At 74.3% G+C, this 17,249-nt stretch carries 15 protein-coding genes and 2 tRNA genes; 8 read left to right on the top strand and 9 right to left on the bottom strand.

Annotated elements, in window-relative coordinates:
* Positions 1-167: 167 nt before the first annotated feature.
* The 5 genes from OG335_RS19425 to purS form a co-directional block, all read right to left on the bottom strand.
* Positions 168-896 carry a maleylpyruvate isomerase family mycothiol-dependent enzyme gene (locus OG335_RS19425; RefSeq protein WP_405012383.1) on the bottom strand — a complete coding sequence of 243 codons (729 nt, stop codon included), beginning with the start codon at positions 894-896 and terminating at the stop codon, positions 168-170.
* Positions 897-925: 29 nt separating this feature from the next.
* Positions 926-1,738: a sterol carrier family protein gene (locus tag OG335_RS19420; RefSeq protein WP_405012382.1), complete on the bottom strand. Its 813-nt coding sequence runs from the start codon at positions 1,736-1,738 to the stop codon at positions 926-928.
* 71 nt (positions 1,739-1,809) lie between these two features.
* On the bottom strand, positions 1,810-4,065 hold the full coding sequence (purL, locus tag OG335_RS19415) for a phosphoribosylformylglycinamidine synthase subunit PurL (protein WP_405012381.1): 2,256 nt from the start codon (positions 4,063-4,065) through the stop codon (positions 1,810-1,812).
* On the bottom strand, positions 4,065-4,742 hold the full coding sequence (gene purQ, locus OG335_RS19410; RefSeq protein ID WP_405012380.1) for a phosphoribosylformylglycinamidine synthase subunit PurQ: 678 nt from the start codon (positions 4,740-4,742) through the stop codon (positions 4,065-4,067). The genes purL and purQ overlap by 1 nt, the downstream gene beginning before the upstream one ends.
* Positions 4,739-4,993, bottom strand: coding sequence for a phosphoribosylformylglycinamidine synthase subunit PurS (gene purS / locus OG335_RS19405; protein ID WP_100889307.1), 255 nt, complete (start codon positions 4,991-4,993; stop codon positions 4,739-4,741). The genes purQ and purS overlap by 4 nt, the downstream gene beginning before the upstream one ends.
* A 472-nt stretch (positions 4,994-5,465) precedes the next feature.
* Between purS and OG335_RS19400 the strand changes: the two genes are divergently transcribed.
* The 7 genes from OG335_RS19400 to OG335_RS19370 all read left to right on the top strand — a co-directional run bounded on the left by OG335_RS19400 (position 5,466) and on the right by OG335_RS19370 (position 10,078).
* The gene (locus OG335_RS19400; RefSeq protein WP_405012379.1) at positions 5,466-5,783 is read left to right on the top strand and encodes an Lsr2 family protein; all 318 of its coding nucleotides are present in this window, start codon (positions 5,466-5,468) and stop codon (positions 5,781-5,783) included.
* A 135-nt stretch (positions 5,784-5,918) separates the two neighbouring features.
* Positions 5,919-5,991, top strand: a tRNA-Gly gene (locus OG335_RS19395).
* Positions 5,992-6,029: 38 nt separating this feature from the next.
* Positions 6,030-6,102 (top strand) — tRNA-Gly (locus OG335_RS19390).
* A gap of 227 nt (positions 6,103-6,329) precedes the next feature.
* Positions 6,330-7,304, top strand: coding sequence for an ABC transporter ATP-binding protein (locus tag OG335_RS19385; protein WP_405012378.1), 975 nt, complete (start codon positions 6,330-6,332; stop codon positions 7,302-7,304).
* On the top strand, positions 7,301-8,161 hold the full coding sequence (locus OG335_RS19380; RefSeq protein WP_405012377.1) for an ABC transporter permease: 861 nt from the start codon (positions 7,301-7,303) through the stop codon (positions 8,159-8,161). Before OG335_RS19385 ends, OG335_RS19380 begins: the two co-directional genes overlap by 4 nt.
* A gap of 37 nt (positions 8,162-8,198) precedes the next feature.
* Positions 8,199-9,467: a sensor histidine kinase gene (locus OG335_RS19375; protein ID WP_405012376.1), complete on the top strand. Its 1,269-nt coding sequence runs from the start codon at positions 8,199-8,201 to the stop codon at positions 9,465-9,467.
* On the top strand, positions 9,464-10,078 hold the full coding sequence (locus tag OG335_RS19370) for a response regulator (RefSeq protein ID WP_405012375.1): 615 nt from the start codon (positions 9,464-9,466) through the stop codon (positions 10,076-10,078). The genes OG335_RS19375 and OG335_RS19370 overlap by 4 nt, the downstream gene beginning before the upstream one ends.
* A gap of 49 nt (positions 10,079-10,127) precedes the next feature.
* Here the strand turns inward: OG335_RS19370 and OG335_RS19365 are convergent, their stop codons facing one another.
* From OG335_RS19365 to purD, 4 genes are all read right to left on the bottom strand, one after another.
* The gene (locus tag OG335_RS19365; protein WP_405012374.1) at positions 10,128-11,027 is read right to left on the bottom strand and encodes a phosphoribosylaminoimidazolesuccinocarboxamide synthase; all 900 of its coding nucleotides are present in this window, start codon (positions 11,025-11,027) and stop codon (positions 10,128-10,130) included.
* A gap of 54 nt (positions 11,028-11,081) precedes the next feature.
* Complete coding sequence (locus OG335_RS19360; RefSeq protein WP_405012373.1) at positions 11,082-12,611, bottom strand: N,N-dimethylformamidase beta subunit family domain-containing protein; 1,530 nt, start codon at positions 12,609-12,611, stop codon at positions 11,082-11,084.
* Between the two features lie 151 nt (positions 12,612-12,762).
* Positions 12,763-14,250, bottom strand: a complete 1,488-nt coding sequence (locus OG335_RS19355) for a hypothetical protein (RefSeq protein ID WP_405012372.1) — start codon at positions 14,248-14,250, stop codon at positions 12,763-12,765.
* Positions 14,251-14,757: 507 nt separating this feature from the next.
* Positions 14,758-15,999, bottom strand: coding sequence for a phosphoribosylamine--glycine ligase (purD, locus tag OG335_RS19350; protein WP_405012371.1), 1,242 nt, complete (start codon positions 15,997-15,999; stop codon positions 14,758-14,760).
* Positions 16,000-16,441: 442 nt separating this feature from the next.
* On the opposite strand from purD, the gene OG335_RS19345 reads away from it, so the two are divergent.
* Entirely contained in the window at positions 16,442-17,227 is a 786-nt protein-coding gene (locus tag OG335_RS19345; RefSeq protein WP_405012370.1) for an SLATT domain-containing protein, read from the top strand.
* Positions 17,228-17,249: the final 22 nt, after the last annotated feature.

Raw genomic sequence — 17,249 nt, 5'->3', positions numbered from 1 at the left:
CTCCGAGCTTACTTACCGCCCGTCACCCCGCGGACCGTCCGCCCCCGCGGCACCCGCACCCGCGGCACCCGCACCCGCCGGCCGTCCACCGCCGAGGCCGCCCTGGCCCCCGGCCGTCGGACCGTGCCACGGCACAGGCCGACAGCCGACGGCCGACGGCCGACGGCTCAGCCCATCAGCGGCAGCAGCGCGCCCAGCCCGGCGGGCACGTCGTGGTCGTCGGTCCAGGCCGTCCGCCCGGTGGCGAGCCCGATCCAGGTCAGGGCGTCCAGCCGGGACGTGTCCGGGGCACCCCCGGCGGGGCTCCGTCCGGCGGCCACCGCGGTCAGGAGTCCGGCGACGGTGCCGACGGCCTGCCGGTCGTGCGGGAAGTCGGTGCGGCCGAGGGCGTGGGCGAGGTCGTCGGCGTGCACGACGGTCTCCACGAGCCGGGTCACCAGGAAGTCGGTGAGGAGCATCGGGCCGAAGCGCATGGCGATCGACCGGTTCGGGTCGGCCGCGGACGGCCCGTGCAGGACGGCCAGCAGGGCGTCGGCCGCGGTGTCGAACTCCGCGGCCACCGCGGCCGGGGGTCCGGCGAAGGCGTCCGCGGCGTATTCGCGTACCCCGGCGGCGATGGCGGCGGCGGCCGTCCTGGTGACGGCCACCCACCCGGTCAGGGTGAGCGGCTCGCCGTCGGGCACGGGCTCGTCGAGGTGGCGCGGCACCCAGTCGAGCACGATGCCGAGGTGGGCGACGAGTTCGCGCACCGTCCAGTCGCCGAGCCGGGTCGGCCGGGCGAGGTCCTCCGCCGTCAGCGCGTGGACGGCGGCACGGAGCGCCCCGGTCTGCGCGGCCAGCGCGGTACGGGTGGCCAACGGGTCGTGCCGGTAGGGAACTTCCTCGGTGATCGACATGGGACGGAGCGTACCCGCCACCGTCCCGGTCAGTGCAGCACCGGAAGGAGGCCGCCGATGTCGCTGCGCTCGCCGCTCGCGGTGACCGCGGCCGTGTCGACGGCGTCGGCCCAGCCGGCCCGTCCGGCGGCGAGGCGGATCCAGGTGAGCGGGTCCGTCTCGACGACGTTCGGCGGGGTGCCGCGGGTGTGCCGGGGGCCCTCGACGGCCTGGACGACGGCGTACGGCGGGACGCGCAGCTCGACGGCCCCGCCCGGCGCGCGGTCGGCGAAGGCGTCGGCGAGCAGCCGGGTGACGGCCGCGACGGCCTGCCGGTCGTGCGGGAAGTCGGTGAGGCCGAGGGCGTGGGCGAGGTCGTCGGCGTGCACGACGGTCTCCACGAGCCGGGTCACCAGCATGTCGGCGAGCGTCATGGAGCCCAGCCGGATCTCGAACCGCCGTGCGGGGTCCGCGGCTTCGGCGCCGGCGAGGAAGTCCGTCAGCAGCGCGGTCTCGTCGGCGAAGGCCTCGGCGACCTCGGCGGGCGGCCCGTCGAAGGCCTCGGCGGTGTGCTCGCGGGTGCCGGCGTCGAGCAGCGGGGCGAGGCCGCCGACCCCGGCGACCCACTGCAGGAGGCTCAACTCGGCCCGGCCTTCGAGCGGTCCGTCGATGTGCCGGGGCACCCAGCCGATCTGCAGGGCGAGGTGGGCGACGAGTTCGCGCACCGTCCAGTCGCCGAGCCGGGTCGGCCGGGCGAGGTCCTCCGCCGTCAGCGCGTGGACGGCGGCACGGAGCGCCCCGGTCTGCGCGGCCAGCGCGGCGCGCACCTTCACGGGGTCGTACGAACGGCTCTTGGGCGGCATGCCGGCCAGGGTACGCCGAGGGGCGGCCGGTTCGGGAGAACCGGCCGCCCCTCGGGCACCGCTGCGGGACGTCAGGCGAGCAGGGCCTCGATGACGCCGGTGTGGGCGTCCTTCAGCTCCGCCAGCGAGACGGTGAACTGTCCCTGGACGTCGAGGGTGTCGCCGTCCACGACGCCGATGCGGGCGACAGGCAGGCCGCGCGCGCCGCACATGTCGTTGAAGCGGACCTCCTCGCTGCGCGGCACGGAGACCACGGCGCGGCCGGCCGACTCGGAGAACAGGAACACGAAGGCGTCCAGGCTCTCCGGCACGACGACGCGGGCGCCGTTGCCGCCCTTGAGGCAGCTCTCGACCAGGGCCTGGGCGAGGCCGCCGTCGGAGAGGTCGTGCGCGGCGTCGATCATGCCGTCGCGGGAGGCCGCGATGAGGATGTCGCCGAGCAGCCGCTCGCGCTCCAGGTCGACCTTGGGCGGCAGGCCGCCGAGGTGGTCGTGCGCGACCTGGGACCACGCGGAGCCGCCGAGCTCGTCCGCGGTGTCGCCGAGCAGGTAGAGCAACTGGCCCTGCTCGCCGAAGCCGATCGGGGTGCGGCGGGTGACGTCGTCGATGACGCCGAGCACCGCGACGACCGGGGTCGGGTGGATGGCGACGTCGCCGGTCTGGTTGTACAGCGAGACGTTGCCGCCGGTGACCGGGGTGCCGAGCACCAGGCAGGCGTCGGCGAGGCCGCGGGTCGCCTCGGCGAACTGCCACATGACGTCCGGGTCCTCGGGGGAGCCGAAGTTGAGGCAGTCGGAGACGGCGAGCGGCTTGGCTCCGCCGGCGGCGACGTTGCGGTACGCCTCGGCGAGGGCCAGCTGGGCGCCGGCGTACGGGTCGAGCTTGGCGTAGCGGCCGTTGCCGTCGGTGGCGACCGAGACGCCGAGGTTGGTCTCCTCGTCGATCCGGATCATGCCGGAGTCCTCGGGCACCGAGAGCACCGTGTTGCCGAGCACGTAGCGGTCGTACTGGTCGGTGATCCAGGCCTTGGAGGCCTGGTTCGGCGAGCCGGCGACCTTGAGCAGGGCGTCCTTCAGCTCGGCGCCGGTGGCCGGGCGGGCGAGCCGCTCGGCGGTGGGGGCGTCGGCCTGCAGCGCGTCCTGCCAGCTCGGGCGGGCGTAGGGCCGGTTGTAGGTCGGGCCCTCGTGGGCGACGGTGCGCGGCGGCACGTCGACGACCAGCTCGCCGTGCCAGAAGATCTCCAGGCGCTCGCCGTCGGTCACCTCACCGATGACGGTGGCGATGACGTCCCACTTCTCGCAGATCTCCAGGAAGCGGTCGACCTTGCCGGGCTCGACGATGGCGCACATGCGCTCCTGCGACTCGCTCATGAGGATCTCCTCGGGCGAGAGCGTGTTGTCGCGCAGCGGCACGGTGTCGAGCTCGATCCGCATGCCGCCGGTGCCGGCGCTCGCGAGCTCGCTGGTGGCGCAGGAGAGGCCGGCGCCACCGAGGTCCTGGATGCCGGCGACGAGGTCTTCCTTGAAGATCTCCAGGGTGCACTCGATGAGGAGCTTCTCCTGGAAGGGGTCGCCGACCTGCACGGCGGGGCGCTTGGCCGGGCCGGTCTCGTCGAAGGTCTCGGAGGCGAGCACGGAGACGCCGCCGATGCCGTCGCCGCCGGTGCGGGCGCCGTAGAGGATGACCTTGTTGCCGGGGCCGGAGGCCTGGGCGAGGTGGATGTCCTCGTGCTTCATGACGCCGACGCAGAGCGCGTTGACGAGCGGGTTGCCCTGGTAGCAGGGGTCGAAGACGACCTCGCCGCCGATGTTGGGCAGGCCGAGGCAGTTGCCGTAGCCGCCGATGCCCGCGACGATGCCGGGCAGCACGCGCCGGGTGTCGGGGTGGTCGGCCGCGCCGAAGCGCAGCGGGTCCATGACGGCGACCGGGCGGGCGCCCATGGCGAGGATGTCGCGCACGATGCCGCCGATGCCGGTGGCCGCGCCCTGGTAGGGCTCGATGTACGACGGGTGGTTGTGCGACTCGACCTTGAAGGTGACGGCGTAGCCCTGGCCGACGTCGACGACGCCGGCGTTCTCGCCGATGCCGACGAGCATGGCGTCGTTCTCGGGGGCCTTCTCGCCGAACTGCTTCAGGTGCACCTTGGAGCTCTTGTACGAACAGTGCTCCGACCACATGACGGAGTACATCGCGAGCTCGGCGCCGGTCGGGCGGCGGCCGAGGATCTCCCGGATCCGGGTGTACTCGTCCTGCTTGAGGCCGAGTTCGGCCCAGGGCTGGCCGGCCTCGGGGGTCTGCTCGGCGTTCTTGACGGTGTCGAGGCTCATCAGGCGTTCACCAGCTGCTTCAGGACGGAGGTGAAGAAGCCCAGGCCCTCGGTGGTCGGACCGGTGAGCGGCTCCACGGCGTGCTCGGGGTGCGGCATGAGACCGACGACGTTGCCGGCCGCGTTGGTGATGCCGGCGATGTCGCGGTACGAACCGTTGGGGTTCACGTCGACGTAGCGGGCGACCACGCGGCCTTCCGCCTCCAGGGCGTCCAGGACGTGTGCGTCGGCGACGAAGCGGCCTTCACCGTTCTTCAGCGGGACGACGATTTCCTGGCCGGCCGAGTAATCGGACGTCCACGCGGTGTTGTCGTTCTCGATGCGCAGCTTCTGGTCGCGGCAGATGAAGTGCAGCGAGTCGTTGCGCGTGAGTGCACCGGGCAGGAGGTGCGATTCGCAGAGCACCTGGAAGCCGTTGCAGATACCGAGGACGGGCATTCCCAGGCGGGCCTGCTCGATGACGGTCTCCATCACGGGCGAGAAGCGGGAGATGGCCCCGCAGCGGAGATAGTCGCCGTAGGAGAATCCGCCGGGCAGCACGACGGCGTCGACCTGGTGGAGGTCCTTGTCGCGGTGCCAGAGTGCGACCGGCTCGGCGCCGGCGAGGCGGACCGCGCGCTGGGCGTCGCGGTCGTCGAGGGAACCGGGGAAAGTGACGACGCCGACGCGGGTGGTCACTTCGCCTCCTCCTCGACCCGGACGACGAAGTCCTCGATCACGGTGTTGGCGAGGAAGGTCTCGGCGGCCTCGCGGATGCGGGCAAGCGCGGCGTCGTCGACCGGCCCTTCCAGCTCCAGCTCGAAACGCTTGCCCTGACGGACGTCGGCGATCCCGGCGAATCCGAGACGCGGCAGTGCACGCTGCACCGCCTGTCCCTGCGGGTCGAGGATCTCCGGCTTGAGCATGACGTCGACTACGACGCGTGCCACTGGCACTCCCGGTGGTGATTGCGTGAAGGCGGGGGGACCTTCAGACTACCCGGGATTTCGGGCCCTCCAGCGGCCCCGACCGGTGACGCGCGTAGACCTCCGCCCCTTACGCCGCAAGGGCCCCGGGCCTGCACAACCCTCCCCGGCGGGCCGCCGGCCGCCCCATTCCACCGGATTCAATGCCGCCGGCCGGTCCGGGCCGAGAACACCCGAATACCGGCACTCCGGACAGATCGACCACCCACGTATCCGGCACTATCCGGCAGCGCGTGAAGCCTCGTGAATATCCGGAAAAAAGGAATGCCAGACCCTTCGATTTCCGGCCTCTTTGGGTGCAGAATAGGGCGACCGGTGACAGTGAGCTGCTGTCTTTCGGCGTGGCACGTCCGCATGCCGTCATGCCCGCGCACCGGCGGACGGGCCACCGGGCACCAGCATCCGGCGGCCGAATTGCCCGAGAGGATTGACACCCATGGCTCAGCGTGTAGTTGTCACGCTCTCCGACGACCTGGACGGCGGCGCCGCGGCGGAAACCGTCCACTTCGGTGTCGACGGGAAGTCGTACGAGATCGACCTGTCCGTGGAGAACGCGGAGAAGCTGCGGGAGGCCCTCGCCCCGTTCGTCGCGGCCGGCCGCCGCCAGAGCCGCAGCGGCAAGTCGTTCCGCCGCACCGCCCTGACGCCCGACCCGGCCGCCGTCCGCGCCTGGGCGCAGTCGCACGGCATGGAGCTGCCGGCCCGCGGCCGCATCCCCAAGGTGGTCTACGAGCAGTTCGCCGAGGCCAACTGATCGGCCTGCGCCCCGCCCCGGTACCCGCAGGGGAAAGGGTGGGGCGAGCACTCCGACCGATGGGGTAGAGTATTTCTCGTCGCCGCAACCGGAGCCGAAAGCGCCGGGCGGGGCGGCAGGTGCCACCGGCACCTTGCGGACGTGGCTCAGTTGGTAGAGCATCACCTTGCCAAGGTGAGGGTCGCGAGTTCGAATCTCGTCGTCCGCTCGCAGTAACGGCAGTACAGCAGGACAACTCAACATCATGCGGACGTGGCTCAGTTGGTAGAGCATCACCTTGCCAAGGTGAGGGTCGCGAGTTCGAATCTCGTCGTCCGCTCCGAATACCGAAGGCCCCCTCTCCCGAGGGGGCCTTCGGCGTTTCCCGGCCCCCGATTTCCGTAGTTCCGGCACGACGCGGTCCGGACGTTCCACGGCACGGCCCTCCCCCTTACCGACACGCCCGCCACCGGCATGACATTTGTCACCGCCGACCCGTGCATCGGCACGGGCATCCGATGACGGCACGCACTGACCACGCCCGCGGTGCGCCGGAAGACTGGATCCATGAACGCCACCAGCCGCCCGGGGCCCGTCATCGAGGCCGCGGCCCTGCACCGCCGCTACGGGGCCGCCGGCCCGACCGGCTTCGACGCCGTCCGCGGGCTCGACCTCACCGTGCACCGCGGCGAGCTCTTCGCCCTGCTCGGCACCAACGGGGCCGGCAAGACCTCCACCATGGAGCTGCTCGAGGGCCTGGCCGCGCCCTCCGCCGGGCAGGTCCGGGTGCTCGGCCACGACCCGTACCACGAACGGGCCGCCGTCCGGCCGCGCATCGGCATCATGCTGCAGGAGGGCGGATTCCCCGGCGACCTCACGGTCGCCGAGACCTGCCGCGGCTGGGCCGGTCTCACCAGCGGCGCCCGGCCCGTCGACGAGGCCCTCGACCTGGTCGGCCTGCTCGGCCGGCGCGGCGTCCGGGTCAAGCAGCTGTCCGGCGGCGAGCGCCGCCGCCTCGACCTCGCCGTCGCCCTGCTCGGCCGCCCCGAGGTGCTGTTCCTGGACGAGCCCAGCACCGGCCTCGACCCGGAGGCCCGCGCCGCCGTCTGGCGGCTGGTCCGCGACCTGCGGGCACAGGGCACCACCGTGCTCCTCACCACGCACTACCTGGAGGAGGCCGAGGAGCTGGCCGACCGGCTCGCCGTCATGCACGACGGCCGGATCGCCGCCTCCGGCACCGTCGCCGAGGTCATCGCCGGACGCCCCGCCCGGATCGGCTTCGAGCTGCCCGAGCGGTGCGGCCCGTACGAGGCCCTGGGCCTGCCGCCGCTGCCGGGGGCCGAGGTCACCGCGGACGGCCGCCGGATCACCGTCCGCACCCCGCGGCTGCAGGCCGACCTCACCGCGGTCCTCGGCTGGGCCGCCGCGCACGACGTCGTGCTCACCGGCCTCGACGCCCGCAGCGCCACGCTGGAGGAGGCCTTCCTCGCCATTGCCGCCGAGGCGGCCGCCACCCCCGAGACGATCGGCAGCCCCCGATGACCGCGCCCGCATCCGCCACCCAGGCCGCCACCGCTCCTGCCGCTCCCGCCCCGCAGGGCGCCACCACCACGACCGCGGGCCGACTGCTCGCCCTCGGCCGCACCGAGGCCACCCTGCTGCTGCGCAACCGCACGGCACTGTTCATGGCCGTCGCGATGCCGCTGGTGCTGATGGTGTCGCTGAAGGGCATCCTCGACCAGCAGGCCACCGACCACCCCGACCTCGACCTGCACGCCAACCTGGTCAACGGCGTGGCCGGGATGATCCTGCTCTTCGTCGTCTACTACAACCTGACCACCGCGTACGTCGCCCGCCGCGGCGACCTGGTGCTCAAGCGGCTGCGCACCGGCGAGGCCCGCGACCTGGAGATCCTCGGCGGCACGGCCCTGCCGTCCGTCGTGCTCGGCCTGCTGGAGTGCACGGTGGTCGGCGTCGCGGGCGCCACCCGGCTGGACCTGCCCGCCCCGGTCAACCCGCTGCTGATGGCCGCCGGACTGCTGCTCGGCATCGGCCTGCTGATCGCGCTGGCCGCCGTCACCAGCGCCGTCACGAAGACGGTGGAGACCGCCGGCATCACCACCCTGCCGCTGCTGCTGTTCGCCCAGCTCGGCTCCGGACTGCTGATCCCGCTGGAGACCATGCCGGACGGCCTGGCGGCGGCCTGCCGCGCGCTGCCGACCACCCCGGCCTTCCAGCTGCTGCGGCTCGGCTGGTTCGGCACCGACGGCTCCGAACCGCCCGCCGGCTTCCTGGGCACCTGGCCGGAGGCGCTGCCGCACCTCGCCCTCGGCGCGGCCTGGCTGGCCGTCTCGGTGTGGGCCGCCCGCCGCTGGTTCCGCTGGGAGCCCCGGCGCTGACGGCCCGACCGGCACCGGGTGGGAGGATCTGACGACCGTGCATCCACCGGGAGGGGACGACGTGGACATGGCCGGGCCGTCCCGGCGCTGGCGGGCCCAGGGCAAGCCGAAGCGCACCGAGATCTTCATCCGCTGGTCCCTCTACCTGACGGGCCTGCTGCAGCCGCTGCTCACCCTCGGCGCGATCACCGGCACCGCCGGGCGCGATCTGTCCGACGCGTCCCGGATCGGCATCGCGGCGGCCTCGGCGGCCTCGACCGTCCTGTTCGTCGTCTGCTGCCGGACCGGGCTGGCGCACTACCTGGGACGACGGGCCCGGCCCACCGGCTGGCTGCTGCTCTTCAGCGCCACCATGCTCGGCGGCTACTGGCTCGTCACGCTGAGCAGCCGCCCGCACGGTGCCGACCCGCTGCCGGCCGCCGTCGGGGCGACGACCTGGATGCTGGTGTTCTGGTTCGCGCCGCTCGCCACCGTCCTGCCGCTGCGGTGGTCGGCGCCCTTCGGCCTGCTGGGACTGCTGCTGTGCGCCCCGGCGGCGACGGCCGCCGGACTCGAGCTCTCCACGACGCTCGGGCTGCTCACCGGCGGCGCCGTGTCGATGGCGCTGGTCGGCGCCACCTGGCGCGGCAGCGCCTGGATCCTCGCCGTGGTCTGGGAGCTCGACGCCGCACGGGAGGCGCAGGCCCGGCTGGCCGTCGCCGAGGAGCGGCTGCGCTTCTCGCGCGACCTGCACGACGTGCTCGGCCGCAACCTCACGACGATCGCGCTCAAGAGCGAGCTCGCCGTGCAGCTCGCCCGCCGCGGGCGGGCCGAGGCCGCCGACCAGATGGTGGAGGTGCAGCGGATCGCGCAGGAGTCGCAGCGCGAGGTGCGGGAGGTCGTCCGCGGCTACCGCACCGCCGACCTCGCGGCGGAGGCCGCGGGGGCCCGTTCGGTGCTGCGCGCGGCGGGGGTCACCTGCGACATCGACCTCGGCCCGGGGGCGGGCAGGCTGCCGCCGGTCGTCCAGTCCGTGCTCGGCTGGGTGGTCCGCGAGGCCGCCACGAACGTGCTCCGGCACAGCGAGGCCGGGCACTGCAGCGTCCGGCTGCGCCTGGAGGGGCGCCACGCCCGCCTGGAGGTGGAGAACGACGGCGTCACGCCGCGCACCGGGACCGGACCGTCCGGTACGGGACTGGTCGGTCTGCGGGAGCGGCTCGCCGCGCACGGCGGCGCCCTCGACCTCCCGGCCGCCGGCCCGGGCCGCTTCCGGCTCACCGCCTCGCTCCCGCTCGATCTTCCGGCCCTGGAGGTGGCCGTCCCGTGACCGCACCCGTCCGTGTCCTGCTCGCCGACGACGAGCACCTCATCCGCGGCGCCCTCGCCACCCTGCTCGGCCTGGAGGACGACATCCAGGTGGTGGCCGAGGCCGCGTCCGGGCCCGAGGCGCTGGCGATGGCCCTCGCGCACCGGCCCGACATCGCCGTCCTGGACCTCCAGATGCCCGGCCTGAACGGCATCGAGGTCGCCGCGGAGCTTCGGCACGTCCTGCCGGACTGCCGCACGATGATCGTCACGGGGCACGGCCGCCCGGGCTACCTGAAGCGGGCCCTGGAGGTCGGGGTGCGCGGCTTCCTGCCGAAGACCGTCTCCGCCTCCGACCTCGCCGGGATCATCCGCACCGTGCTGGCCGGCGGGCGGTACGTCGACCCGGAGCTCGCGGCCGACGCGATCAGCGCGGGCGACAGCCCGCTCACCCCGCGCGAGACGGACGTGCTGGAGCTGGCCGCGCACGGCACCTCGATCGCCGAGATCGCCGAGCGGGCCGCGCTCTCCCCCGGCACCGTCCGCAACTACCTGTCCGCGGCGGCGGGGAAGCTCGGCGCGGAGAACCGGCACGCGGCCGTGCGGATCGCCCGCGAGCACGGCTGGATCTGAGCGGCGGCCGCGCGGGTGCACCGGGGGGTGCGCCCGCGCGGCGGGCCGGTCAGACCCAGGAGGTGCCGGTCAGGCGCTCGTACGCCTCGATGTACTTGGCCCGGCTGCGCTCGACGACCTCGGCGGGCAGCGCCGGCGGCGGCTCCTCGCCCTTCCGGTCCCAGCCGGAGGCCGGCGAGGCGAGCCAGTCGCGGATGAACTGCTTGTCGTAGGACGGCTGGTCGCGTCCCGGCTGCCACTGGTCGGCGGGCCAGAAACGGGAGGAGTCCGGGGTCAGCACCTCGTCGCCGATCACGAGCTCGCCGTCGGCCAGGCCGAACTCGAACTTCGTGTCGGCCAGGATGATGCCGCGCTCCCGGGCGATGTCCCGCGCCCGGCCGTAGACCGCCAGGGTGGTCTGCCGCAGGGTGGCCGCGAGTTCGGCGCCGATCCGGCGGGCGGTCTCCTCGTACGGCACGTTCTCGTCGTGCTCGCCGACCTCGGCCTTGAGCGCCGGGGTGTAGATGGGGGCGGGCAGCTCGGAGCCGTTGTCGAGGCCCTCGGGGAGGGCGATGCCGCAGACCGTCCGGTCGGTGCGGTACTCGATCAGGCCGGATCCGGCGAGGTAGCCGCGGGCCACGCACTCGACCGGCACCATGTCCAGGCTGCGGCAGACGAGCGTGCGGCCCTTCCAGTCGGCGGGGGCGCCGGCCGGCAGTTCGGTGGAGATCACGTGGTTGGGCACGATGTCGGCGATGCGCTCGAACCACCACAGCGACAGCTGGGTGAGGATCCGGCCCTTGTCGGGCACCTCGTTGGGCAGCACCCAGTCGAAGGCGGAGGTGCGGTCGCTCGCCACCATCACCAGGTCGCCGTCGGCGGCGCGGTACAGGTCGCGCACCTTACCGGTGTGCAGGTGGACCAGGCCGGGTACCTGGACGGGCTCGGGCTTGGTGACAAATCCGCTCAAGGTCGTCTCGTCCTCAGGGAAGGGGGCTGACGGTCCGAGTCTTTCACGAGCGCGTCAGGCGTCCTTGCACAGGTGGTCGAGGAGGTTGGCCGTCGCCCGCTGGATCCGCTCGTCGGTGTGGCCCGGCCGGTCGAGCGCCGGCGACCAGGCGAAGGTGCCCGCGGCGAAGACGTACGCGCCGCTCGGCGCCCGGTAGAGGGAGCTCTGCTGGTGCCGCCGGCGGCCCGCGCCGTCGCGGTACGGGGAGTGCGCGAGGAGGATCCGCTCGGTGTGCGCGGGCAGCGGCACCCGCGGGTGGTAGTGGTCGGCCTCGCCGGCGACCAGGCCGGGCAGCGGGTCCGCCTCGTGCAGCCCGGTGCCCGCCCACAGCCAGTGGTCGGTGTTGCGCGCGATCATCGGGACGGGCTCGGGCACCCGGCCCGCGTACTGCACTCCCAGCAGTTCCTGCTCGGGCTCGCCGGCCTCCCGCCAGAGCGCGCCGGCGGTGCCGGGGAGACCGGCGGCGGGAGTGCCCGCGGGCACCCGCTGGCGCTTGCGGCAGCTGAGCAGCCGGTGCGGCTCGCCGGACGGCGCGGCCGAGAGGTCGACCCGCCAGTACATGGTGTTGGCGGAGAGGAAGACCAGCGAGGTGCCGCCGTCCCGGGCCCGCTCGGCGCAGCGCCGCATGGGCTCCGACCAGTACTCGTCGTGCCCGGGGAAGATCATCGCCCGGTGCCGGTGCGGTTCGACCAGCCCGGCGTGCAGGTCGGTGGCGGTGGCGTAGGCGAGGTCGTAGCCGTACCGCTCGGCCCAGCGGATGAAGTCGTACGCGTGCCCGACGTGCAGGGGCAGTCCGGCACCGGCGTGCGGCCGGTCGAAGGAGACGGTGACGGCCGCCTCGGACTCCCCCACCAGCCGTCCCCCGCCGTCCCAGGCGTGGTAGAGGCTGGCTCCGCTCCGGCCGTCCTCCGGGAAGAGGTTGTAGGCCTGCCAGGTCACGTCGGGCAGCACGAGCAGCAGGTCGGCGGTCTGCTGCGGGTCGGCGTCCCGCACGGTGAAGGGCACGTGGCTGCGGTGCCGGTTGTCGGCGGTGGTGAGCACGGCGACGTACGCGCCGGGCTGCCAGTGGGCGGGGACGTGCAGCCGCCAGGACTGCCACCAGTGGTGGCAGGAGACCGTCCGTCCGACGACGAGCGGGGCGGGCTGGACGAGGCCGGAGAGCAGCGGGCTGGAGGCCGTCTGGCGGGCGCCGTCGCCGCCGTAGTGGCCGATGCGGTAGACGTCGACGGTGAACTCGCGGGGCGGGTTGACCGTGACCCGGAAGTCGACCGAGCCGCCGGGCCGGACGACGCCGGCCGAGGCGAAGCCCTTGATCTGCTGGGCGACGTCGTCCGCGTTGGCCGGCGTGTTCACCGGGGACGCGGGCCGCGGCACGGTCAGGGGCTGCTGCCCGGGCGCGTCGACGCTGACGTACCAGGGCATCGCGCCGTCGGCCAGGTAGTGGTCGGCGCTGCGCAGCCACGGCAGCGGTCCCTGCCCGAAGGGGTCGGACACGCCGTGTGCCAGCGTGCCGGACTCCCAGCGGTGGTTGAGTTCCGTCCCCACGCGCCCCTCCCACGGTCGCCGGCGCCCTGCCCATCCGCGGCTGGCATGTGCCACACGGATGTGCGTGCGGACCAGCACACCACACGTCGCTGGCACTGCGTCACCCCGTGGTGGCAAATCGTAGGCAAGGCGCCCGATTTCATCCTCTTTGTCACCAGCTGCGGACGGGGCGCGCGGCTCGCACGCCCGCCGCCTCCAGCCAGCCGCGCAGCGGCGCGTCCTTGCCGAGCTCGACGGCCTGGGCGACCACCGCGCCCAGGTCGGCCCGCCGCACCCCGCCCATGAGGAGCACCGGCCCGTCCAGCCAGTCCAGCCCCGGCACTCCGGCACCGGCGTCGACCACCGCGCAGCAGACCATCGCGGTGACGTGCTCCGCCAGCAGGTCGCGTCCGCCGCGGGCGGGTGCCCCGTGCGGTGCGGACCGGGACAGCTCCGCGCCCAGGGCGGCGGCGAGCTCCTCGCTGCCGCCCCCGGCGAGCCGGGCGAGCAGCCGGCAGAGCGGCGGCTCCGCGGACCGCGGGGCGGAGCCCCCGTCGAGCGCGGCCCGCAGCACGGCGGCCCGCTCGCGCCAGCCGCGGTCGACGACGTCCGCCGGGTAGGCGTCCCAGTCGAGCTGCCGCCAGCCGCCGGGCGGCGGTGCGTGCAGCAGCTCGGCGGCGAGCAGCGAGACCTCGGCGTCCACCCGGCCGGGCTCCTCGAGCAGGTCGCAGGCGGGGCGGTCGCCGAGGCGGGTCTCGTAGCCGTCGGCCAGCCGGTCGCGGCGGGCGAGCTCGGTGAGCGCGGCCACCACCCCGGCGTTCAGGTGCTCGGGGTGCCGGCCGAGCCGCCACGCGGGCATCGCGACCCGGGTGAGCAGGCGGTCCCACCCCGCGTACGCCAGGCCGACCTGCTCCTGGGCTGCGATCCGCAGCCCGTAGTCGACGGCCCGGGCCTGCTCGGACGACCAGGCGGCGGCCGAACGCTCCAGCTCGGCGGAGTGCTCCCGGCAGGCGCCGAGCAGCGACCGGTTGATCCGGTCGACCAGGGCGGCCGGGCCGCGCCGCCGCTCGCCCAGGGCCGCGTCGAGGCTGCGGACGAAGCGCCGGGCGGCGGCGATGTCCGGGTCGGCCGCGGCGGCGGTGCCCGCCACCACGGGCGCGAGCAGGGCCCGCAGTTCACCGGCCCGCATCCACCACAGGAACGGCGAGCCGATCACGAGCACCTGGCCCGCCCGCCCGGCTCCGCGCCGGGCGTCGGCGGGTGACTCCTCCAGCCAGCTGTCGCAGTCGGGGGTGAGGGAGATGCCCGCCGGGGCGGGCACCTCCAGGCGGTCGGCCAGTTCGGCGATCAGGCGGTGCAGCTCGGGCGCCTCCGCGGGGGCGACCGGCACGGCCGGGGTGACCGGCGGCACGGCGGTGCGGTGCGACCGGCGGACGAACCAGCCGACCAGCAGAGCCACGACGGCGACGGCGGTGACCGCCCAGCGGGCGGCGTCCCATCCGGCGGCGTCCGGCGCGCCGGGCGCGCCGATCCGGCCGGTGAGACGGCCCGCCAGCAGCACGACGGACAGGGCGGCGGGCAGGACGGTGGCAGCCAGGGCCCAGCCACGGATTCGCAGCACGGCCCGGGCATGCGCGCGTGCGGCGTCGACAGCGGCCATTCGGCGCGGCACCCCCTTCGGAGCGGTCGGGCGGTGGGTGACCGGAGATCGGGGGATCCGGCGGTCGGGACGTCCGAGCCGACTCGAAATGATCAGTATCCGGCCGGGAAACGGCGGCAGCCGCCCCCGGGTGTGCATCCTTCATGGCTCTTCTGACAGTTTTGACGCCCTCGTGCAGATGGGTGTTCCGGATCGCTCCGCATTCCACCCGTCCTGATGACGGCGCGCGCGTTCCGGACGCCCCCAGCATCCCCCCGGGAGCGACGCGCCACCCGGTGGCAGCCATCACGGCAGGGCCACGGGCGGGCGCGATCCAGCGCACCCTACGACCGTGGCCGGGGCTGCGTCAGCCGGATGTCCGATCAGTCACCCGAAGGGCTGGATTCCGGGCGGGGTGCACCCCGCGGCGGCCCTCGCGGCGGCTCCGGCCGGGCCCGCGAAACGCCCGAGGGCGCTGCACCCATGGGGGTTGTCCCACGGTGTGCGGCGCCCTCGGTGCGGGTCCTGCTAGCGCGCCGCCTTCAGCGCGATGTCGGTGCGGTGCTGCGCGCCCTTCAGGGAGATCCGCGCGATGCCGCGGTAGGCGCGCTCGCGGGCCTCGGCGATGTCCGTGCCGGTCGCGGTGACCGAGAGCACGCGGCCGCCGGCGCTGAGCACCTCGCCGCCCTCGCCGCTGCGGGTGCCCGCGTGCAGCACGTACGTGGTCGCGTCGGCCACGTCGTCCAGGCCCTCGATGACGTCGCCGGTCCGCGGTGCCGCCGGGTAGCCCTCGGAGGCGATGACCACGGTGACGGCGGCGCCGTCGTCCCAGCGCAGCGGCTCCAGCTGGCCGAGCGTGCCCCTGGCCGCGGCCAGCAGCACGCCGGCCAGCGGGGTGCGGAGGCGGGCCAGCACGACCTGGGTCTCCGGGTCGCCGAACCGGGCGTTGAACTCGATCACCCGGGTGCCGCGCGAGGTCAGCGCGAGCCCCGCGTACAGCAGGCCGGAGAACGGCGTGCCGCGGCGGCGCAGCTCGTCGACGGTGGGCTGCAGGACGGTGGCCATGACCTCGTCGACGAGGCCCTCGGGGGCCCACGGCAGCGGGGAGTACGCGCCCATGCCGCCGGTGTTGGGGCCCTCGTCGCCGTCCAGGGCGCGCTTGAAGTCCTGCGCGGGGACGAGCGGCAGCACGGTGGTGCCGTCGGTGATCGCGAAGAGCGACACCTCGGGGCCGTCGAGGTACTCCTCGATGACCACGCGGTCGCAGGACGCGGCGTGCGCCAGCGCGGCCTCGCGGTCGGAGGTGACGACGACGCCCTTGCCGGCGGCCAGGCCGTCGTCCTTGACGACGTACGGCGCGCCGAAGGCGTCCAGCGCGGCGGCGGCCTCGTCGGGAGTGGTGCAGACGTAGGAGCGCGCGGTCGGCACGCCCGCGCCGGCCATCACGTCCTTGGCGAACGCCTTCGAGCCCTCCAGCTGGGCGGCCTCGCCGGACGGGCCGAAGACGGGGATGCCCGCCTCGCGCAGCGGGTCGGCGACGCCGGCGACCAGCGGCGCCTCGGGACCGACCACCACGAGGTCGGACTCCAGCACGCGGGCCAGGGCGGTGACGGCCGCACCGTCCAGCTGGTCGACCGGGTGCACCGTCGCGACCTGCGCGATCCCGGCGTTGCCCGGGGCGCAGTGCAGCTCGGTGACGGCGGGATCAAGGGACAGGGAGCGGCACAGGGCGTGTTCGCGGGCGCCGCCGCCGATTACGAGGACCTTCACGCTCCGAGAGCCTAGTCGGTGGCCTGTTCCGTTCTCTCCCTGGTGGTGGCGAAACCTCCAATGGTGCCGCTTTTCGCCGCATCCGCTTCGGAGGATCGTCCAAGCCGGGAGACCGTGGGGCCGGTCCGCCGGGCCGGGTCATGCCCGGGGGGCCTGCGGGCGTGACCCGGAAGAGTGAAATCCCGCCGCCCGGCGAAACCCTCCCACCTCGGCTTCCGGACCCGAATTCGGATAACGATCACAGCCGAAGCCGCCCCACGGTAAGCCATTTGGGGGTAAGACATGCTGTTGGACGAGAACCGGCGACCGCCGGGGCACGGCACCATGGGCGGCTCACACCCCCAGCACGGAGCCATGTGCGACGGCGTACCGGTTCGACGCGCCGCCAGCCACGTGTCCAGCCAAGGACTGCACTGTCACCCCGCCACAGGGAGCCCCAAAGGTGAGCCAGCCGGAAATGCAACCCGAGGAGAGCCCCTGGGGCAAGGACGTCGGTGAGGAGGACCAGCCGTCGACGACCGCGCCCGGCCGGACCCCCACCCGGCGCCGCGCCGACCTGAGCGCCCGCCAGTTCCCGCTGGGCGACTGGGGCGAGCCCGCCGAGCGCCTGGAGGAGCTGTACCGCTGGTCCGAGGAGCGGGCCGTGGAGGCGATCGACTGGTACCGCCGCGACCGCGTCTGGAAGCGCCGCTGGGCCCGGCTGCTGCGCTTCGGTGCGGCGGTCTCCGCGGTGGGCGGCGCGAGCGCCCCGCTGGTCGGCCTGACCGGCGTGCTGGAGCGGGCCGCGGGCTGGGGCTACGTCGGCCTCGCCCTGGCGGCGGCCTGCCTGCTCACCGACCGCGCGTTCGGCCTGACCTCGGGCTGGATGCGGGACGTGTCCACCGCGCAGGCGCTGCAGCGCCGCCTGGAGGCCTTCCAGTTCGACTGGGCCTCGGAGTGCGTGCGCGAGGTGCTGGGCCCCACCGAGGGCACCGCGGGCGAGGCGGCCGAGCGGTGCCTCGGCGTGCTGCGGCGGTTCTGCGAGGACGTCTCCGACATGGTCCGCACGGAGACCTCGGAGTGGATGCTGGAGTTCCGCGCCTCGATGACCCAGCTGCCCACCCAGGCGCCCGGCACCTGGGGCGGCCGCAGCGAGGGCGGCATCGGCGCCCAGGTGCGGGTGCTGCCGTCGCCGGGCACCCGGCCCACGATGCCGCGCCAGCGCCCCCCGGAGGGCCCGCTGCGCTGACGGTGCGCACCGCGCGTGCGAC

This window comes from Kitasatospora sp. NBC_01539 (assembly GCF_045040525.1).
Taxonomy (GTDB): Bacteria; Actinomycetota; Actinomycetes; order Streptomycetales; family Streptomycetaceae; genus Kitasatospora.
The sequence above is the reverse complement of the archived record's forward strand: the minus strand, read 5'-3'. Positions and strand labels throughout refer to the sequence as shown.

Coding starts and splice junctions, on each gene's coding strand:
- OG335_RS19425 (WP_405012383.1), bottom strand. CDS start 896: ATGTCGATCACCGAGGAAGTTCCCTACCGGCACGACCCGTTGGCCACC.
- OG335_RS19355 (WP_405012372.1), bottom strand. CDS start 14,250: ATGGCCGCTGTCGACGCCGCACGCGCGCATGCCCGGGCCGTGCTGCGA.
- OG335_RS19380 (WP_405012377.1), top strand. CDS start 7,301: ATGACCGCGCCCGCATCCGCCACCCAGGCCGCCACCGCTCCTGCCGCT.
- OG335_RS19420 (WP_405012382.1), bottom strand. CDS start 1,738: ATGCCGCCCAAGAGCCGTTCGTACGACCCCGTGAAGGTGCGCGCCGCG.
- OG335_RS19400 (WP_405012379.1), top strand. CDS start 5,466: ATGGCTCAGCGTGTAGTTGTCACGCTCTCCGACGACCTGGACGGCGGC.
- OG335_RS19385 (WP_405012378.1), top strand. CDS start 6,330: ATGAACGCCACCAGCCGCCCGGGGCCCGTCATCGAGGCCGCGGCCCTG.
- purL (WP_405012381.1), bottom strand. CDS start 4,065: ATGAGCCTCGACACCGTCAAGAACGCCGAGCAGACCCCCGAGGCCGGC.